The organism is Legionella sp. 39-23, assembly GCF_001897665.1.
GTDB classification, from domain to species: domain Bacteria; phylum Pseudomonadota; class Gammaproteobacteria; order Legionellales; family Legionellaceae; genus Legionella; species Legionella steelei.
Genome location: NZ_MKTO01000023.1, coordinates 38,426 through 57,956, shown reverse-complemented (window position 1 = coordinate 57,956; position 19,531 = coordinate 38,426). Strand labels below are relative to the sequence as shown.

Sequence of the window (19,531 nt, the reverse complement as noted above, 5' to 3'; positions counted from 1 at the left end):
GCACTTTAAAAAGTACCCACCAAAGTGCCCACTGAATAACACAGGATTGTTATGAATCAATTTACTGATACCTATATCAAACGCTTAAAACCACAAGATAAACGACTGGAAAAATTTGAAGGTGGTGGTTTTGGTATTCTCATTTACCCTACCGGAACTAAAAGCTGGATTTACCGCTATAAAATCAATAACAAGAAAGATTACATTATTTTGGGTCATTACCCAGCTATGACTTTAGCTGAGGCGAGAAAGTGTTTTAACGAACTAAGGGAAGTTCGTCGTTCTGGTATTAATCCAAAATTAAACATCGAGCAGGAACGTAAGCGTGAACGATATACCATGGAGAAACTCTTCACCTCTTGGTACACAAACTACGTCGAAAAAAATCACAAGCAACCACTGAAAATTAAGCAGCATATTGATGCAAACATCATTCCCCTGCTAGGAACAATGGAAGTAAATCAAATTCAAACCATGGATATTACAATGGCACTTGACACTATTGTACAACGTGGAGCGCCTGTGCATGCCAATCGTATTTTAAGTACATTAAAGCAGGCGTTTAATTACGCAGTTAGCCGTGGAGCAATGCAACACAATCCGGCAAACAATATCCGTGCACGTGATATCGGTGGCGTAGAAAAACCTCGTGAACGTTACTTAAGCATCGATGAAATACAAAAAATTTGGCATTTCTTAGATAGTGAAGCCTGTAAGATGTCTATCCAAACTAAAAGCGCGATCAAAATTATTATATTGACTGGTGTTAGAACTGCAGAAATCCGCCTTGCCCAATGGCATCACTTTGATTTTAGCAATTCTATTTGGACTGTTCCTCCTGAACATAATAAAGGTGCCGTCACCGTTAAAATTCACTTGCATCAATTAACAAAATCTATTCTTACAGAGCTGCAATCCATCAGTGACTCCCCTTTTGTTTTGATGGGCCTAGATTCTGAAAAACCACTGGATGAAAGTGCCTTACCACGAGCAATTAGACGTATCCAGGACCGTGTTGGCATCCCAGAGTGGACAGCACATGATTTAAGACGGACCTTTGCCACTCAATTAGGAGAATGTTTGAATATTGACCCCGTTGTTATAGAAAAATGTCTCGGTCATAAAATGCCTCGCATCATGGCTACTTATAATAAGAATGAGATGTTACCTCAGAGAAAAGAAGCTCTTGAGAAATGGGCAATATGCATTCAAGAATGCATTGGATATAATTCTGAAGCCTCAGTCGCTTTACAAAACTGTGATCAAGAATGTATAATTTAGATAACATAACCGCCACGCCTAGAGAGCTTCGGCTCTTGCGTAACCTTGGCGGTTTTTTTATATGTGCGCTATGAACACTAAAACAAAAATAAAATACCTCAAGCCAGCCCTTAGTTTTCAGGAACAACTGATACAATTAAAAGATCGTGGACTGATCGTCAATAATGAAGAAGAAGCCTTAATAATTTTATCCAATATTAGTTACTACCGTTTGAGTGCGTATTGGATACCTTTCAAGAAAAGAGATGAACAAGGAAACCTTCTTAATCAGTTTCAAGATAATATTTTCTTTGAAAATATTATTGAGCTATACGAGTTTGATAGGAAATTAAGGCTTCTTATCATGGATGCCTTAGAACGCATCGAAATATCGATAAGAACACATATCACCTACCATCTGGCCCATCATTATGGTGCATTTGCTCTTGAGAAGAGTGAAAATTTTCATAACAAGTTTGAACATAAAACTTGGCTTTTACAGATACAAAGCGAAATCATTCGCTCCAAGGAGCCCTTTATAGAGCATTTTATGGATAAATATGAAGGCTTCCCTACCCTTCCCGTTTGGATGGCAACTGAAGTTACGTCTTTCGGCTCACTTTCATTTTTATATAAAGGATTAAAAAATGAAGATAAACGAGTAATTGCTGAAACCCATTATAATTTGCATCCCAAAACATTGGCTAATTTCCTGCATTTTCTAACTTACATCCGAAATATATGCGCACACCACGGTAGACTTTGGAATAAAGAACTTGCAATTAGGCCAAAATTGGATGGACTTGATCAAGCATGGCGGCCACCCATAACCCCAAGAAGTGATCGTTCCTTTTTTATTCTACTTATCCTTAAATACTTATTGAATCATTCTGATAAAACTCAACAGTGGGCAAAATCTTATGAAGAGCTAACTCTTCCAATATTGGCGAAATATAAATGGAGTGCAAGCTCAATGGGGATACCAAATAACTGGCAAAATCATCCAGTGTGGAATTAATGAATAATTTTTTTCACACAAAGGATAATTTTAAATCCAAATGAGCAACTTATGCATTTCGTATAGATGGAATTAAATGCATCATTGATGTAATATTGCGCACTCGATCAAATTTAGATCAAAACACTCTTAACTCCTAAAAATACAGATATGGAATTGTGAGACAAGAATTTCTATGGGTTTGATGTTGTGTAATCAACATCCAAGATAAAACAAACGAGCTAAAGGTTTGAGGTCATTAATGCAAAATTACTCCAATGCGGATGTCGATGAGTCTATTCAACAAGTAACTACTCCTAGCACTATAGAACAGGAACGCTTTTTATCTCTTATTGAATTTGCTCAGCAATCTGCTCGTTTAAAACTTAACCCAATCAAAGATGTCAGTAAGTATGGAATATTTCAACGTTTTGAGCATGAATTAATTGCTTTACCAGGAGTGCATTTCGACACGAGTGAAGACGATCAAGATGAAGTATGGTTACGAATTGAAAGATTAACCGAAACATCGCCACCAATACCGGAAGATGATCGATTAATCGTATGGTTAGATATATCAAATAAAGCTGAAACAGAACCTCAATTAAAAAAAGCTGTTGGGTCAGATAAAATTTATGATTCTATCGATCCTGTTACTGAGAACTCACAAAAACAACAGAATATAATTCTTTTATCTGAATATGAAAATCGCGATACTATAGAAACTCTCTTTCAAAATTACATTAATAATCAATGGGCTATTTGGTCAACCGAAGAAAAAAAACGTAGACTTACAATCAAATTATATTCTGAGCTTTTTACACTGAAACAACAACTTGAAGGAGCAATTACCGATACACAAATTGAATTAGTGTGGGGAATTGGACTTGGTATATGGAAAAGAACAGAATTCAATATTAGATATCCTCTAATTACTCAGTCGGCTGAAATTTCATTAAATCAAAAAGATATGGCCATTGAAATTCGTCCAAGGCGATCTGTTGAGCCAGTTTTTGAAATTGATGTGTATATGTCTATAGATAATCTAGGGGTAACTGACTTTCAGAAAGCATACAATGATATGATTTCACAGCAATACCAAGACTTATCGCCATTTGAACGACTTTCATATGAACCACAGTTACAATTAGCAGTTACACATTTGGATTCTAAAGGTGTTTATTGGCCGAACCAAACCAAAGAAGATGATCGCAAACTACCTGAGGCTAGCGAAGAATTAAAAGTTACTGATACATGGATTTTATTTGCCAGACCTCGTAGTAAGAGTCTTTATATTCAAGACTTAGAAAATTTCAAAAAACAATTTAAAGATGAAACTAACCCCGAAATAACAAGCATTATCAAAGAAATTATCACAGAACCTTTAAATGAGCATCGAGAGATAAAGCTTACTAACTTTCGAGGCTTATCAAGTATCAGTTATTCCTCAACCTCAGAAACTGCGGAAGTTACAGAATTATTTTTTCCTCTTCCTTTTAACGAAGAGCAAGTAAAAATTGTTCAAAAATTAGAACATTCAAATGGAGTTGTTGTACAAGGTCCACCGGGTACAGGAAAAACACATACTATTGCAAATATTATTGCTCATTATATGGCGAATGGTAAACGTGTACTTGTTACATCGATGAAAGAACCAGCCCTATCAGTATTAAAAGAAAAATTACCTCCCTCAATCCAACCTCTTGCTATTTCGCTCTTAACTAATGAACTAGATGGAATGAAACAGTTTGAGTTTGCGATTTCTAAAATTGCTCAAGAGCTACAGACTATTAATCGTGTTGAATTAGAAAGTGAAATTCGAAATGACGAGATATTTATTGATAAACTCCATGCTCAATTAGCATGGGTTGATCGATCAATTTCAAATTGGGCTATAAATAATATTCAGTCTATCTATATGGATGGTCAAGAGATTCGCCCTGAAAAAGCTGCGCAGGAAATAGCTGAAGCAGATGGAGAATTTAATTGGCTTGACGATTTAATTACCATAGGAGATGAAAATAAACCAAGGTTCGATAATACTGACATAGTTCACTTGAGAGAAGCCCGGCGTAAATTACAAACGGATCTTATTTATCTTAATAAATCATTACCTAATCTTGAACAAATTCCGAAACTTAATACCATTTTAAATTTACATACCAAATTATTAAATAATAAGACGCTGAAAGAAGAAGTTTTATCTGACAGCTCTCTTCAGTTTGTAGACATATCATCAGATATTGCAGTAATTGAATCCGTTCTGCAGTGCATTTATGAGTTGCAAAACCTAAGAAAGCAGATTGAAGCTGCAAATAAACCTTGGGTTAAATCATTAGCCCTTTCTTTGAAGAGTACGGATACAGCTCAAATAATAGATATTATCGAAAAAATTTCTGCTGACGTTAATGAATTACATATTGAAAAAAATTCTTTTTTAGAAAAACCTCTTTCAATACCCAAAGATCTTCAATTAACCGAGGACATTATCCAAGCAATTGCCAATAAAAGCCAAGATAAGCAACCGTTTGGTATAAGTGGGATATTAACAAAACGATCATTAATTAAAAAAATTGATGAGATTTTCATTTTAAATAAACCAGCCAAGACCAAAGAAGAATGGCTATATATATACCGTTATGTTTTATTTTGTAACCGAACTAATGAACTGATTTTGAGATGGAATTCGGTTGTTACAGGAATGTCAATCTTCACATTAGTTAGCGAAGAGCAAGCTAACTCATTAAAACTGATAAAAGAAGATCTGGATATTTATTTTTCAATTAAAAAGAGTAAGGAGCTTGAGTCAGAGATTTTAGAACAGTCCGCTTCATTATTACAAAACTACTTATATGATGATCTCTTTGAAAATGATCATCGCTTGCTTGAGTTAGTGGAATTTTTTGAAAAAAATATAAATTACTATCATTCATCGAAAGCATGGTCCGATAGAGAAAATATCCTCAACAGTACATTGGACTTTGATGGTCCAATTTCAGATGCAATCAGAACATTTCTTTCTGAAACATTGGGTGATCCATCGCTTAACGATATTGAACTACAAAACCAATGGACAAGCTTGATTGAAGAATTACGACGTATTCAAAATCTTAAACCTGCTTTTGATGACGTACAATCCATAACTGATTTAATATCACAATCTGGCGCTACTCAATGGGCACGAAAGCTCAAGGAAAATCCATTAGAAGGTACAATAGATCATTTACTTCCTGATGATTGGCACCAAGCTTGGCGCCTTCGCCGTTTAGCAAATTACTTTCATTCAATTAATCACTTTGATGAGTTTAAAAAGTTAACGTCTCAAAGACATGAAATTGAACGGGAATTAGCAAAAACCTATCAAGACACTGTGGCTAAACGTACATGGTTAAAATTATCCAAGAATGCAACACCAGACATTAGAGCTGCTTTACAGGCATTTCAATCAGCAATTTCAAAAATAGGAAAAGGCACAGGTAAAAGAGCAATTCGTTATCGACGTGATGCTAAAAATGCAGCAGCACTAACCAATAAAGCAATACCTTGCTGGATAATGCCTCATTATAGAGTTTCTGAATCATTACCTCCTGAACTTGGATGTTTTGATCTAGTGATTATTGACGAAGCCTCCCAATCAGATTTGAGCGCACTTCCTGCTATTCTTCGTGCAAATAAATTACTTGTTGTTGGCGATGATAAACAAGTATCACCTGATGGTGTTGGTTTAGAAGAAGAAAAGATAAATAATTTAATGGTTCAGTTTTTAACAAATCAAGTTGAAATATATAGACAAGCCATGTCACCTGAGCGATCAATCTATGATTTGTGTAAAGTTGTTTTCGCTGATTCACAAGTTATGTTACGTGAGCATTTTCGTTGTGTGACTCCCATTATTGAATATTCAAAACGTGAATTTTACAACCATGAACTAAAACCACTACGATTGCCAACAAAATCAGAACGACTAGATCCACCATTAGTAGATATTATTATTGAAGATGGATTTCGTAATAATAAGGAAAATATTGCAGAAGCAAAATTTATTGTTGATGAGATAGATAGAATCTGTGATGACCCAAACATGGCAAATAGGACAATTGGCGTGGTTTCGTTGTTAGGTAATGAACAAGCACGAAAAATTTGGGAACTAATTCAACAAAAGATCTCACCCGATAAAATAACAAATCACCAAATCACTTGTGGGGATGCTCTCACCTTCCAAGGTAAAGAACGAAATATTATGTTTTTATCAATGGTTGCTACCCGGGAAAACGTTAAAGCCGATACGCGTGACTCATATGCTCAACGATTTAATGTAGCTGCCTCTAGAGCTCGTGATCGAATGTATTTGGTTCGAAGTGTTGAACTCCAGGACTTAAGTACCGTGGATCGTTTACGGCGTGGTTTGATTGAGCATTTTAATTCGCCGTTTGCTCAGGATGAAATAAAAGTAAAAAATCTTCGTGAACTTTGTGAGTCAGGTTTCGAAATAGAAATTTATGATTTACTCGTTGAACGTGGTTATCGAGTTATCCCTCAAGTGAAAGTTGGAAATTACCGATTAGACATGGTAGTGGAAGGTCATAATGACACCCGATTAGCAATCGAGTGTGATGGGGATCGGTACCATGATGCGTCAAAGTGGGAAGACGATATGAATCGACAAAGAATCCTTGAACGTGCTGGATGGAAATTTTGGAGATGTTTTGCCTCTACATTTGTTTTGAATAAAAAGTCTATTATGCAAGATCTAATTCGCTCATTAACCGAACTCGGTATTGAGCCTATTGGTAGTGATGGAGTGATTAATAGTATCCATTGTGAACAACGTCGCATTAAAGCACTAGCACAAATGGAAACAGTAGAGGAATAAAAGTGCGGTGTAGTCTCGGTGAAGGGGTTTGATGAGTATGAATGCATTTGTTCATAGACCCTAGAAAGTTGAAATAGTAAATTAATTATTCAAATAAAGATTTTGATGTATCCATTGCTCAATAACATCATAGTGCCAAGATAGTACGCTATTATTCAACTTTACAGGCTTAGGGAATTTTCCAGTCACCCACCATCTCCGTAGTGTAAGTCTGTTTCGACCAATAATTTCCTCAACATCCCGAATAAATAATATTTGCTGTTTAAATTGATGCTCTCTCATGGTTACTCCTGTATACTCACTTAATCCAATTATATGCTCGATTCGAGTATTTATTAAATCATAACGAGTATTAGCAATCAACAAATAAATGCAATTATTTTTGATAAAATGTCAATCACATCCACGCAATTGCATTGCGCTCTAGAAATATTTATATCAGAATTTCTCATACGGATTAAAAATGTCTATCTCAAGAAAAAAATAAATTTAGAGTACGATACACACCTTTCGCACGACAAAAATATGCGATTTATCTGTATGATTAATAAATAATTTTTCATAAATTCTGCGAATTAAAAGCAAAAAATGACGGTGAACACATGATGAAGCAAGTGGAGAAAGAATAATCCTTTACCCTACTGCATTAGAGATTGGTTCTTCACCACTCATTCACCACCAATTCATCAGAATTCACCAAAATGCATCATTGTTTAATCAGTTCTCACAAGATAGAGGGCTGAGAACTTTGAGAAAAAAACTCCATACCATTGGCTTGACTATTGGCATTACTTGAAGGAAATGACATTGTTTTTGTTGGTTCAGTATCTGCTTCACATGGATTTCAAAACATCTCTTTTGAATTTTCGGCGTTAATGTATTGAAGATTTTTTTTGAGTAATGAATTGTCAAGATTTAGAAGCTAGAAAGCGTTCCATGCAGATGGGATTTCTTCTCAGGATAAAGCAGTCAAAATTTTTCGAATTGCAATAATAAATAAATATAATATTATCTTTATGAGGTATGGCGGCTTTTTGAGATTCACCTATGTCGGCTTTTAATGGCCCAAACTCATATAAGTCAGTATTTACAGGGAATTCCTCATGTGGGTTTATGGTGGCTTTCCGTGGCGGGTTTATGGCGGCTTTATTTTGGACGGAATAATGCCTTGTCGCTAATTGGCATTTTAAAATTAAATACATCCATCTAGACTGTACAATAATAACTCCTACATAAACTAATCCATATACTGCTCTTCGAACTTGATCTTGTGAAAAGCTATGGCTTTTTAATGCCTTGAAGAGGTTCTGCGTATTAATTGATGATTAGTAATGAAATCCATTTACTCACTTTACTCATCCCTACTATCGTCATAAAGTTCTTATTGTGTTATCTTTTAGACGATGGATTACATAAAAATACTCAAAAAGAGTTTCTTAACTCGTATAGAGTAAAATTTAACACGAATAGAACTTATGTCAATATCTGCTAATTGTTTATTTCTCAGAAATTGGAAGGCTCGGTAACGCTATGAATGTCAAAGAAAAAATTGGACAACGGATAAAGCACGAACGTACAGCCAAAGGACTGACCAGGAAAGCATTGGCAGAATTAACCGAAAATTTAAATGTCTCTCGAATCAACAATTATGAACGAGGAGAAAGAACTCCTGGCCCAGAAGAAATTACACAGTTAGCAAAAGCTTTGGAAGTGTCCCCTGCTTTTCTGATGGGATTATCTGATGAACGTGATGGTGAGTTTAGAAAAAACTCTGGAATTGGGACATTAATACCATTATTGGATTACAAACAAGCTTGTGATCCGGAAGTTCATATCCAAAAAATTAAAAACGAACTTCATCCCGAAAAAATAACTTTTATACCTGTCGGTCCCGACATAGCAAATCAGATTGATGAAAATGCTTTTGCATTACAAATTAAAGACACCAGCATGGAACCGGAACTTAGGGCAAATGATATTTTAATCTTTAATCCAAGTGCAAAACTAAATCCAGGCGATTTTGTCGCAGCAAAAATTGGAAATGAAGACCAAGTCATTATTCGAAAATATAAGCAATTATCAGTTTCCCAAAAAGAACAATCCTTTGAATTAATTGCTTTAAATGAAGATTGGGCAAATATTGAAATTTCCAATCAAACATTGGAATGCAAAATAATTGCTTGCGCAATCTTCTTAAATAGAAAAATTAAATAAATAAGAATAATTAACTTTTATATAAATTTCTATGTTTTGGTTTCTTTAATACAGGCTCTTTCATAAATGCAGAGTATTTTATAAGATCTAAACCCGTTACATAAAGTTTGGTATGTCAGTGCTCATTAAAGGAAAACAAGTAGCAACCCCAAGTGAGTTAATTGAAACTCTCACATTAGAATCTCTCAAGACAGATGCTCTCTTTCGCGGTCAATCAGACTCAAGCTTTAGGTTGCTACCAAATTTTTTTCGCCCAGAAAAGATTGAACAGCTTATCGATCAATACCCATCACACCATTTAATGGAGCAATGGATAAGAAGCTTTGGGTTTGAACAAGCAATATATGATGAGCTCCCTCCATATAACTCGCCTATTCTTACGCCGCAGAAAATACTTTTATTTAAAAGCTTAATGCCCATTTTTAGCCTTTATCGAGTCATAATGGTATATAATTATCATCTACATAAATATCATGAAGACAATTTCGGCTGTCTTATTACCGACAAGAAGAGCCTAACTTCAAGAGACTCCACATTTTGGACAAAAAAAGAAAATTTTATTTGGTTCGTTAAAACTACCTTGCCCAGATTACTAAGTATATCTAGTTTAGATGGAAAACTTATTAAAGATGGAATAATTGATGAGGATTTAACTGGAATTGATGAAACATATCCTCAGCATTATGATGCCTCTACAGCAGCTCTAGATTGGACTTACAATTTTAAAATTGCCATATTTTTTGCTCTCAACATATGGGGACACATTGATGAAACCTCAGGACTCCATCTTACGAGTAGACAAATAAGCAATTCAAATTCGCTTTCTATTTTTGTTTATGAACAAATAGGAGGTGAAAAATGTCCTATCATTATTAAACCTAAAACTGACCTTATTTACAATGAACGCGCTGAAGCTCAAGAAGGTACATTCACATACTTTTCCAGCCCCTGTTCCTTCTATTTAAAGTATGGGCGATTCCCTTCGATTGATGATTATTATCATGCTATTGAAATTGGGAAATTGCCTAAAACATTCATACTCAAAAAATATGATTTACCACTAACTAAATCAAATCAAAAATGGTTATTAAACTACCTAAATGAGCATGAAATAAATCAAAAAACATTGAGACTCTACAATAAAAACAAATTTCCTGTAACTTCTCAAATTTAATCACAAAATTCCAGTCCATGTAATATCGACTTCATTTGACCAGAGTGAGTTAGTTGAATAAAACTCGTAAGTATAGCTTAATGGCTTGTGTTCAATAATTGAACTAAAATTTAAATTAATATAATTTTTCAAGGATGAAAAATGGTAGAAAACTATATTGCAAATGATCAACTTCCATATTTAACAGATAAAAAATATGAAGAATATGTCTGTTGGCTTGATCTTATGGGAACAAAGTCGTTAATGGAGAGATCTCCCACGACCTGCACAATAAAAATATGTCAACTTCATAACTGTCTTTCAACCAAAAAAGATACTTTAGGAATTAACAATGAAACCCTCAAGATTTATCCTGTAATGGATGGAGCATTTATAACAAGTAAAAATCAATCATGCCTTAAAAAATATTTAAATCTAGTCTTCAACTCTATGGCAAAAGATTTTATTGAAACTGAGCGCCACTTATACCAATCAATAATAAGAGCATGTATTGCTTATGGCCCATTAGGCCATGGAAGTGATATAAAATCAGATAAAATTTCAGGAGACTACAAAAAAACTCTTCTTTTCGGTCTGCCTATGACACAAGCATATTCATCTGAAAAAAAAGCCCCACCATTTGGTATTTATGTAGATAAATCAGCAAGAGCGTTTTCGCCTAGCTCAAATAAGCCATTCACCACAAGATGGCACATTTGGTTTGAATCTGATTATAACGCAGAAAAATTAATGGATGAAATGAAAAAACTCTATAATTGGGCCAGGGAAATGTCATTCTGTTTGCCTTACAACGAGGAAGTTATAGAATTACATGAAAAATCAAATAAACAATATTTAAGCTATTACATAAATAATCCTCCAAAGCAAAGAATAATTTCGGGAGAAGAAGACTAGCGAAGAATTACAAAGACATCACATAGAGATACTTTATTATATTTGAATAAAATATTAGAATACAAAAGTACCCACTAAAGTACCCATTAAACCATTTAAATTTTCTGGAAAAATCCAGAACCTATTGATTTTACTGATAGGCCGTATAGGGATCGAACCTATGACCAAGAGATTAAGAGTCTCCTGCTCTACCAACTGAGCTAACGGCCCATTTCTAAACGACGTCACAACATATTGATTACAAATAAGATAGTAGCTGATAAAGATAAATTTTGCTACGTTCAAACCCAATCAGAAAAAACCCTAGACTCGACAGCATTATCAAGCTAGGGTTGTTTTTAACTTGGGGATTCTACAGGATAAAGTTTTATCGTTCCAAATCGCTCTCGATATGCCAGAACCAGAAAACCGATAACGCCCATTGCCAGTGTGACAGGAATCACCCCTACTCCATAAACAAAAGCATTCACTTCACGAATACCGCCATTTGCATTGACGATATAACCAATCACTGAGTGAAAGGCATAACCAAAAATCATGATGATCATGTTGGCAATCGCCGTCGTCAGACCAGCAAGGTGTTCCGGTACAAAAGTAGAAACTTTATAAATTGCCAAGATCTGATAAGCACAACATATGCCGACCAATATAAAGCTTACTGTAATACTGGATACAGTTAACATACCCGCAATAAGCATGGTAAAGACAACACACATGGCTATTCCAGCTGCAATGATTGTTCCCAGATAATATCCAGTTTTTTCAGCAACTAAACTTAAAATCGGGGATCCAAAACACATTCCTATGAAAATCATTGATGGCAAAGAATTTGCGATTGATGCATTCAAACCATATACCTGTTTTAAAAAGCCCGAGCCCCATACATCAGAAAAACCTTCCAGAGGGCCTAACATCAATCCGGCAAAACAACAAAACAAAATGACTTTTCTGTTGGTAAAAACCGTTTTGATATTGGCAAGAACTGATGTGTGATAAGTAGGCTTTTCATCAGGTACAATAAAATAAGTCATGCACGCAAGCATCAGACCAATAGCAATAAATACTTCAATGACTACTTTATAACCAAGCGCATGACACAAATAACTAACAGGGCCGCCGCCATACACAGCACCGATTAATCCTATCATCACTGAAAAACTAAGCATCCTAGAAAAATGTTGTTCTTTGAATGACATACGTATTATTTTAAATGTTCCCAAAATTGCAGCTGAAGACCCAATACCAATAAGCGCTCTTCCAACAAGAGGATAGCCCCAATGATCTGCAAAAATAAGTGGTAGTAATCCAATAACAGGCAGCAAAATACAAATAGTCATCACTTTTCTTGGGCCAAAACGATCCAACATAATCCCGATTGGTAAATGCATCAACGAATAACCAAGATAATAAACACCAGAAAATTGCCCAAATACCGTCGCATCAATATGAAATTGCGATGTAATATCATCCATCATAATATTGGGCATTACTCTTAAAACATACTGATATGCGTAAAATATCGACGCGATGATCCATACAAACCAGGCAACAACTCGTGATGTAGACATAAAAATCCTCGAAAAAACAAGCAGCTAATAGATGCACAATGGCTATAACCTGTGCATCAATATATTCTAATTCATTTTCCTTGAAATTTTATTGCAAATATAGGCTTTTATTGAGTTATTTTAAATTTAAATTTCATTATATTGCCTTTTTTTGAAATAAAATGCTAACATATAAAATATTTATGTAACTTTTTAAAGAATATGGATCGTACAGATAAAAAAATTCTTGATATTTTGCAGTCAAATTGTCAAATTAATAACCAAGAGCTCGCAGACATGGTCGCATTATCCCCTTCCCCATGCCTACGCCGTGTTAAGTTATTAGAAGATAATGGCTATATAAAGAAAAAGGTTGCTCTTCTCGACCCCGAAAAAATAGGTTTAAAATTATCCGTGATTGTTTTAGTTGGGTTAAACAGCCACCAACCTGCTGTCATGAATCAGTTTGAGGAAACCGTTCGTTTTCTTCCTGAAGTGGTTCAGTGTTATTTAATCACAGGGCAATCTGCAGATTACGTGTTGAAAGTCATTGTACCTGACCTTAATGCATATCAATCTTTTTTATTGGATAAACTAACACGTATCAATGGAGTAACCAGCGTACAATCCAGTTTTATATTAAGAACTATTTGTGAAACGACCACTCTCCCCTTGGATCACCTTGATTAAACTGTCCATTTTTTATTCTTATTAATCCTAAAATGAGCATCTAGCTTATTGATTTTTAATAAAATTATATTGAATTAATCCAAGAAAAAAAGTAATGTAATGCGTCATTTAACAAGGAGTAGAGATCATGACATTGAAGTTTTTACCTCTAGTTTTAGCAGGAATTTGTGTTGCAGGTACGGCATCTTCAGCTGCCCCTCTTCCCAAATACATTGATAAAGATGGACCGGTCTGCTCGAGCATGTTATGTGCTTTTAAAAACCCAGGAGGTTTTTATGTGGGCGGTACTGGTTATTACGTACAACCCAGTGAAACAGGGATTGGTTTAGTTACTGACAGCTGGTTATTTACTGTTCCTGGAGGAACCCAATCTCAAAGCAAACCCTTTGACCCCGATTATCAATGGGCAGGAAGTGTGACTGTGGGTTACGATATACCCATGTCTGCTAATAATATTGAAGTCAATTATCTCTATTTAAAAAACAAAACACATGCTGTAAATAGTTTTTCTAATGGATCTTCATTTTTTGGCGCCATTCTATTCCCCGACGTTTACATTCCTCCAACTCCTGGGTTCGTCAGTGACGCTTATTTAACTTACAGAGTTGATCAAGCAGATATCAAAGCAGGTAGAAAATACAGTGATACTTCAGGGGTTTTTAGTGTACGTCCTTCTCTTGGGGTGCGCTATGCTCAATTAAAACACAATATGTCTTTCGCCGCACCAGGGCTCATTACAAGCAAATTTAGCGGAGCCGGTCCTTTAATCAGTTTGGATGGCCATTATGCTTTGGGCCGTGGTTTTGGTTTGCTGGGTTATTTTGATTATGCGCTTATGGCAGGCTCCTTGGACGCATCTTCAGAGGTTACTCTAGGAGGAAATGCGATGAGCTTTACTTGGCCTAAACGCAACCGTGTTGTGAATAACATTACCGGGAAGATCGGCTTAGATTATACCCATGCACTGACGAATACGGCAACGTGGACTGCTGCAGTTGGATATCAAATCAACGAGTATCTAAGTGCAATGGATACACTTAGAGGTTTTACTGGTTTAACTTTTGGTGCAAATGGAGCACCAAATATGGGCCCCCAACGTATTGCTGGCAATGAGACAAACAACTTCTCATTCCAAGGATTATTTTTAAGCCTTACACTTCACGCCTAAAAATCATTATCAATGCTGCCTTTAAAAATACCCCTTGCTTTTTATTTTCAAGGGGTGTACATAAGGGCAGTATCTTTATCCCTATCTAACTACTTGAAAATAAAAATTTTCCTCGAATTTGCTTTCTTTACATTCCCAAGGTATACAATTTAAGGTAATACTTACATACATGTCATTGAATAAAAGGATATAAGAGATGACAAAGACAGTTGATTTTTTACTCATTGGTGGAGGACTTTCCAGTGCATTTAGTGCTGATACTTTGAGAAAAGAAGGTGCTACCGGCAGCATCACCATTCTCGCAGAAGAACGTTTTCTTCCCTACTACCGTCCTCAGCTCCCCACAGGTTTTTTACTTGGAACAGTTAAAAAGGAACGGTTGATTATATTCAATGAAAACTATTATAAAAAAAATGATATTGAAGTACTGCTCAAAACAAAAGCACTATCTGTTGATCCAGAAAACAAACTTGTGACCACAGATCACGCCGGGGATTTTTATTACAAGCAGCTGCTTATTGCTACCGGTTGCAGCCCTCAAAGCATCAACCTGCCAGGAAGTAAGTTAAACAAAATCTACTACCTTAAAACAATTCTCGATGCACAACCAATTATGGATGAAATGGACAATGCCAAAAAAGTCGTCATTTTGGGAGGAAGTTTTATTGGTGTAGAGCTCGCATCATTATTAATGAAAAAAAAGATAAAAGTCACCATCATTACTGAAGAATTTCATTTGTTCAATGTCAGTTCTTCTACTGAGATTGCCGCTTTTATATCCCATCAAGGTGTTGAAGTACTCCTTAACGAAAAAGTAAAAAAATTTCATGGTAAAAATTATGTGCACTCGGTCGAAACCAACACAGGAAAAACCATAGCATGTGACTTTGTAATCATCGCCGATAAATATGTCCCAGCTATTGATTTTCTACAAGGCAGTGGAATCGCAGTCGATGATGGTATTCTTGTCGATCAATACCTACAAACAAATAAAAAAGATATCTACGCATCAGGTGACGTCGCTAATTTTTTTGATCCTCTGTTTAGAAGATACCATCGAAATGGAGGAGTAGATAACGCAATCAAGCAAGGAAAAATTGCTGCATCAAATATGGTGGGAATGAGAAAAAGTTACAACAGTGCATCCTATTTCAACCTTCATGCATTTGATACTTATATCGTCATTATTGGTGATACAACCGATGCTACAGAACGAATTGTAAGAGGCTCTATTGAGAAAAAGAACTGTACCTTATTTTATTTAAAAGATGGACTCTTGCAGGGTGCCTTTTTTTCTGGACGCCCCATAGAGGAAATTAAAGCGGCAGAATCACTCATTATCAATCGAGTCAATATAGAGGCCCATAAAGAAAAACTTTTTGATATTAATTTTCCATTAGAAGAAATTGCAGTTCAAACAATTCTTACCCTACAAGGTGGTGGTGCGCTGGGTGCTTTTGAATGCGGCGTTGTTAAGGCAATGGAAGAGCATGGAATTTATCCAGATATTGTTTCAGGGATTTCTATAGGCGCTTTTAACTCCGCAATTATTGCAGGAAATCCAAAACATGCTACTGAGGCTTTAGAAGGTTTTTGGAATGATCTTGCCATCGATACGTTAAGTGTCTCTGATGAACAAACACGACGTCTTCTCTCTTCTTGGCATGCTATGATTTGGGGCTCTCCCAACTTCTTTCATCCAAGATGGGAAATGCCAATATACAGTCCAGATCAATTGCCAACACACTGGACCAGTTTTTATGATACCTCTTATGTTAAGAATCTTTTGCGCAAATACATCGATTTTGATAAGTTGAAAGACAGTCCTGTGCGCCTGCTTGTGATGGCAGTCAATGTTGAAACATCTGAATTTGAAACATTTGATAGTTATACCAATAACATCACCCCTGACCATATTCTTGCCAGTGGCAGTTTACCCCCTGGCTTTCCATGGACAACAATTAATAATAAACATTACTGGGACGGAGGGATCATAACCAATACTCCAATTGATTCAACCCTGGATATCTGTGGCCAATCGAACAAAAAAATTTATATCGTTGAACTCTATTCACGAAATCGACCCCTGCCACAAAATATGATCGAAGTTCTTGCAAGAAAAGATGAAATCTTATTCTCGGAAAAGATAAGAAAAGACATACGCACTGCAGATCTCATCAACAGTTACAAAAAGCTGATTGAACAAATTTTGCGTTTTTGTGAGCCTACAGTGGCTGAAGAAATCAGACAATTGCCTGTTTACATTCAAATAATGGGCGATTCCGCCATACAATCCATTACTCGGATCATCCGCGAAGTGGGAAAAAATGAACCCTATTCATGGGATTCTGACTTCTCAAAAGAAACCATAGAGCAGCATAAGAAAAATGGTTACAAAACGGCCAACAGAATCTTGAAAAAAGAATCTTTAATAAAACCTAAATAAATCGAGCTTCCGCAATACTCAATTTATTTAGGTGTACTCTTAGCCTATAATCCTAAATCTGGCAGTTGAATTTAGGATTATTTGACTGAGATTCGTGTTATATCCGTAATCTGTTTCTCAGTATGAAAAGGACCATCATGCTCTGGGTGCTGATTTCTCTATTTTTCTTCTGGCTCGTTTATCGAGAACTCACTGGGAATATGCCCATATCCAAAGGATACCTCCTCGTAGTGTTCAGCTTGGCTTTGTTATGTGCATGGCCTCCATATCATCACTGGCACTTTGAGCGTTTTCTAACATCAATAGCAGGCGAACTTGCCGAAAATCACCCAGCCAAAGTACATTGTAATACTTTATTTGACACACTTTTTGATGAAGAACCCAGGATTTATGGTCATGCCGATCCCCAAACAGGATATATTGTCATTCAATATCCAAGATGCTCTATCTTGATGGATTACGTTCGCCATCCTGCACTCGCAAACATGCAAGAGCTTATCAGTTTGGATATCCTAACCCATGAAAGTATGCATGCACGTGGTGAATACAATGAAGCAAAAACTGAATGCGAAGCCGTACAAAGAAACTACCGGACAGCAAAACTGCTCGGTGTTCCAGATAATATCGCGAAGCAAAACGCCCTCGACTACTACAATCGCTATTACCTACAGCGTAACGATGGCTATTTCTCAAAAGAATGCGCTCCAGGCAAAGCACTAGACGAGCATTTAAGTGATTCAACTTGGGATGAATAAAAGAGTCATGATAGTTGACTAAACCCAACCATTTCAAGGAATATAGCTAATGATATAAAACCAGTTCAATTACAATGGCAAACATGCTTCTACTCCATACGATGATCGATTTATGTTAAAGAAAATAATGTCCTTAATATTACTGGTAGTAGGGTTGTTAAGCTGCAATAAACGAGTTGAACAGCAAATATCCTCAGCACCTAAAAATTTTCCTTCCCGCACAAAGGATTATAAACGTGTAGCGAATTTGCCTTACGTTGCTTGGTGGCAACAATTCCATGATGTAGAATTAAATCAATTAATTGAGGCTGGCTTGAATAATAATATGGACATTCATATTGCCATGGGAAATTTACAACAAGCGCAAGGTGAGTTGCAGCAAATCAAGCTCAGTTGGATCCCCATAGTACAAATATTTGCAGGTTATTCCACAAACCCCGCCCTAGGAGCACCCGGTACATTTTTTGGAGTTTGGCCTTATTATTTTTTGAATATTATGAAACTTTATACGCAGCAGAAACAAGCGACGTATAATGTGCAATATCGTCTTGCTGCAATTGAAGGAATGCGCCTGACATTAATTGGTCAAGTAGCCTCAGCTTACTTCACATTAATCGCTCAATTAGAACAATTACGTTTATTACAACAATTAGATAATGACTTAAAATCTTTAATTAAATTGAGCAAAGGGGAAATCAAGATAGGCTTAGAAAATGAAATTAGTCTGGCCCAATTGCAATCTGATGAGCAACTTATTGCCGCACAAATAAAACCTATTTTGCATAATATTGTATTTAGTGAAAACGCACTTCGTTATTTGATCAATGCAGATCCCGGAGCAATTAAGAATAAAAATAATTTCGCCAAAATAGATTTTTCTCGCGTTAAACCTGGCAGTTTACCGGCTACGGTATTAAACAATCGCCCTGATTTGAAAATGGCGCAATATGCATTAAAAGCTTCTCGTGAAGGAATCAAAGTGGCCTTTAGCGATTTTTTTCCTGGATTGCAACTCGATGATTTTCTAGGTGAAGTACAGTTACCACACAGCACTTTTGCCCAAACAACAGATGCCTACGCGCTTTGGATCATTTCACCAAGCTCTCTGGGTAAAATTGCAGCAAATAAAGGTGCCTATAATGCGCGAATTTCTGAATTCAATAAAACAGTAAGACGGATTTTAAAAGAAGTTGATAGTGATTATTCTGCCAATAAACGCATGAATGAAAAATTTATGGCTTACTTAGGTGCCGAAAAAGAGTATCTCCGTAAATATAAATTGCAACAAGGATTGCTAAAAACAGGGCTACTTTCTTACAAAGAATTATTACAAAGCAAAATCTATTTAGATAATTTGGCACTCTCAACAAATCAAGCTAAATTGGAGCTTGCCATGTCATTGGTTATTTTGTATCAAGACTTAGCTGGTGGATATGCTTACAATGAGAATAAGATGTAGCCTGGGTGCAGCAGCACAAAGCCCAGGTTACATTTAATATAATTTAAACGATGA

General features: G+C 35.9%; 13 protein-coding genes, 1 tRNA gene and 1 pseudogene. 11 read left to right on the top strand and 4 right to left on the bottom strand.

The window, feature by feature from the left end:
• The first annotated feature begins 51 nt into the window (after nucleotides 1–51).
• The 3 genes from BGO44_RS09680 (at nucleotide 52) to BGO44_RS09670 (ending at nucleotide 7,130) form a co-directional block, all read left to right on the top strand.
• Nucleotides 52–1,281 carry a tyrosine-type recombinase/integrase gene (locus BGO44_RS09680; RefSeq protein WP_273197114.1) on the top strand — a complete coding sequence of 410 codons (1,230 nt, stop codon included), beginning with the start codon at nucleotides 52–54 and terminating at the stop codon, nucleotides 1,279–1,281.
• Between the two features lie 70 nt (nucleotides 1,282–1,351).
• Complete coding sequence (locus tag BGO44_RS09675; RefSeq protein WP_273197117.1) at nucleotides 1,352–2,278, top strand: Abi family protein; 927 nt, start codon at nucleotides 1,352–1,354, stop codon at nucleotides 2,276–2,278.
• A 241-nt stretch (nucleotides 2,279–2,519) separates the two neighbouring features.
• A complete protein-coding gene (locus BGO44_RS09670; protein WP_273197119.1) occupies nucleotides 2,520–7,130 on the top strand; it encodes a PDDEXK-like endonuclease domain-containing protein in 4,611 nt (1,536 codons plus the stop codon).
• An 81-nt stretch (nucleotides 7,131–7,211) separates the two neighbouring features.
• Here the strand turns inward: BGO44_RS09670 and BGO44_RS09665 are convergent, their stop codons facing one another.
• A complete protein-coding gene (locus tag BGO44_RS09665; RefSeq protein ID WP_273197121.1) occupies nucleotides 7,212–7,412 on the bottom strand; it encodes a helix-turn-helix transcriptional regulator in 201 nt (66 codons plus the stop codon).
• Between the two features lie 690 nt (nucleotides 7,413–8,102).
• Nucleotides 8,103–8,444, bottom strand: a pseudogene (locus tag BGO44_RS09660) (hypothetical protein); the annotation flags it as partial.
• Nucleotides 8,445–8,660: 216 nt separating this feature from the next.
• Here BGO44_RS09660 and BGO44_RS09655 point away from each other — a divergent pair.
• From BGO44_RS09655 to BGO44_RS09645, 3 genes are all read left to right on the top strand, one after another.
• Entirely contained in the window at nucleotides 8,661–9,344 is a 684-nt protein-coding gene (locus BGO44_RS09655) for a helix-turn-helix domain-containing protein (RefSeq protein WP_273197123.1), read from the top strand.
• 112 nt (nucleotides 9,345–9,456) lie between these two features.
• Nucleotides 9,457–10,518 carry a hypothetical protein gene (locus BGO44_RS09650; protein ID WP_273197125.1) on the top strand — a complete coding sequence of 354 codons (1,062 nt, stop codon included), beginning with the start codon at nucleotides 9,457–9,459 and terminating at the stop codon, nucleotides 10,516–10,518.
• A gap of 141 nt (nucleotides 10,519–10,659) precedes the next feature.
• Nucleotides 10,660–11,412 carry a hypothetical protein gene (locus BGO44_RS09645; RefSeq protein ID WP_273197128.1) on the top strand — a complete coding sequence of 251 codons (753 nt, stop codon included), beginning with the start codon at nucleotides 10,660–10,662 and terminating at the stop codon, nucleotides 11,410–11,412.
• A 137-nt stretch (nucleotides 11,413–11,549) separates the two neighbouring features.
• Here BGO44_RS09645 and BGO44_RS09640 read toward each other — a convergent pair.
• Nucleotides 11,550–11,622 (bottom strand) — tRNA-Lys (locus BGO44_RS09640).
• A 128-nt stretch (nucleotides 11,623–11,750) separates the two neighbouring features.
• Nucleotides 11,751–12,980 (bottom strand): MFS transporter, encoded by a 1,230-nt coding sequence (locus tag BGO44_RS09635; RefSeq protein ID WP_273197130.1) that lies wholly within the window; start codon nucleotides 12,978–12,980, stop codon nucleotides 11,751–11,753.
• Nucleotides 12,981–13,181: 201 nt separating this feature from the next.
• Here BGO44_RS09635 and BGO44_RS09630 point away from each other — a divergent pair, with 201 nt between their 5' ends.
• The 5 genes from BGO44_RS09630 to BGO44_RS09610 all read left to right on the top strand — a co-directional run bounded on the left by BGO44_RS09630 (nucleotide 13,182) and on the right by BGO44_RS09610 (nucleotide 19,477).
• Nucleotides 13,182–13,649: an Lrp/AsnC family transcriptional regulator gene (locus BGO44_RS09630; protein WP_273197132.1), complete on the top strand. Its 468-nt coding sequence runs from the start codon at nucleotides 13,182–13,184 to the stop codon at nucleotides 13,647–13,649.
• 127 nt (nucleotides 13,650–13,776) lie between these two features.
• On the top strand, nucleotides 13,777–14,817 hold the full coding sequence (locus tag BGO44_RS09625; protein WP_273197135.1) for an Lpg1974 family pore-forming outer membrane protein: 1,041 nt from the start codon (nucleotides 13,777–13,779) through the stop codon (nucleotides 14,815–14,817).
• Nucleotides 14,818–15,013: 196 nt separating this feature from the next.
• Entirely contained in the window at nucleotides 15,014–17,263 is a 2,250-nt protein-coding gene (locus BGO44_RS09620) for an FAD-dependent oxidoreductase (RefSeq protein WP_273197138.1), read from the top strand.
• Nucleotides 17,264–17,400: 137 nt separating this feature from the next.
• A complete protein-coding gene (locus tag BGO44_RS09615) occupies nucleotides 17,401–18,018 on the top strand; it encodes a hypothetical protein (RefSeq protein WP_273197141.1) in 618 nt (205 codons plus the stop codon).
• 112 nt (nucleotides 18,019–18,130) lie between these two features.
• A complete protein-coding gene (locus BGO44_RS09610; RefSeq protein WP_273197144.1) occupies nucleotides 18,131–19,477 on the top strand; it encodes a TolC family protein in 1,347 nt (448 codons plus the stop codon).
• The last annotated feature ends 54 nt before the right edge of the window (nucleotides 19,478–19,531 follow it).

What these genes read in the sequence shown, in the direction of transcription:
- BGO44_RS09630 (WP_273197132.1), top strand. Translation starts at nt 13,182, where the DNA reads ATGGATCGTACAGATAAAAAAATTCTTGATATTTTGCAGTCAAATTGT.
- BGO44_RS09620 (WP_273197138.1), top strand. Translation starts at nt 15,014, where the DNA reads ATGACAAAGACAGTTGATTTTTTACTCATTGGTGGAGGACTTTCCAGT.
- BGO44_RS09610 (WP_273197144.1), top strand. Translation starts at nt 18,131, where the DNA reads ATGTTAAAGAAAATAATGTCCTTAATATTACTGGTAGTAGGGTTGTTA.
- BGO44_RS09650 (WP_273197125.1), top strand. Translation starts at nt 9,457, where the DNA reads ATGTCAGTGCTCATTAAAGGAAAACAAGTAGCAACCCCAAGTGAGTTA.
- BGO44_RS09680 (WP_273197114.1), top strand. Translation starts at nt 52, where the DNA reads ATGAATCAATTTACTGATACCTATATCAAACGCTTAAAACCACAAGAT.
- BGO44_RS09635 (WP_273197130.1), bottom strand. Translation starts at nt 12,980, where the DNA reads ATGTCTACATCACGAGTTGTTGCCTGGTTTGTATGGATCATCGCGTCG.
- BGO44_RS09615 (WP_273197141.1), top strand. Translation starts at nt 17,401, where the DNA reads ATGCTCTGGGTGCTGATTTCTCTATTTTTCTTCTGGCTCGTTTATCGA.
- BGO44_RS09670 (WP_273197119.1), top strand. Translation starts at nt 2,520, where the DNA reads ATGCAAAATTACTCCAATGCGGATGTCGATGAGTCTATTCAACAAGTA.
- BGO44_RS09665 (WP_273197121.1), bottom strand. Translation starts at nt 7,412, where the DNA reads ATGAGAGAGCATCAATTTAAACAGCAAATATTATTTATTCGGGATGTT.
- BGO44_RS09645 (WP_273197128.1), top strand. Translation starts at nt 10,660, where the DNA reads ATGGTAGAAAACTATATTGCAAATGATCAACTTCCATATTTAACAGAT.
- BGO44_RS09625 (WP_273197135.1), top strand. Translation starts at nt 13,777, where the DNA reads ATGACATTGAAGTTTTTACCTCTAGTTTTAGCAGGAATTTGTGTTGCA.
- BGO44_RS09675 (WP_273197117.1), top strand. Translation starts at nt 1,352, where the DNA reads ATGAACACTAAAACAAAAATAAAATACCTCAAGCCAGCCCTTAGTTTT.
- BGO44_RS09655 (WP_273197123.1), top strand. Translation starts at nt 8,661, where the DNA reads ATGAATGTCAAAGAAAAAATTGGACAACGGATAAAGCACGAACGTACA.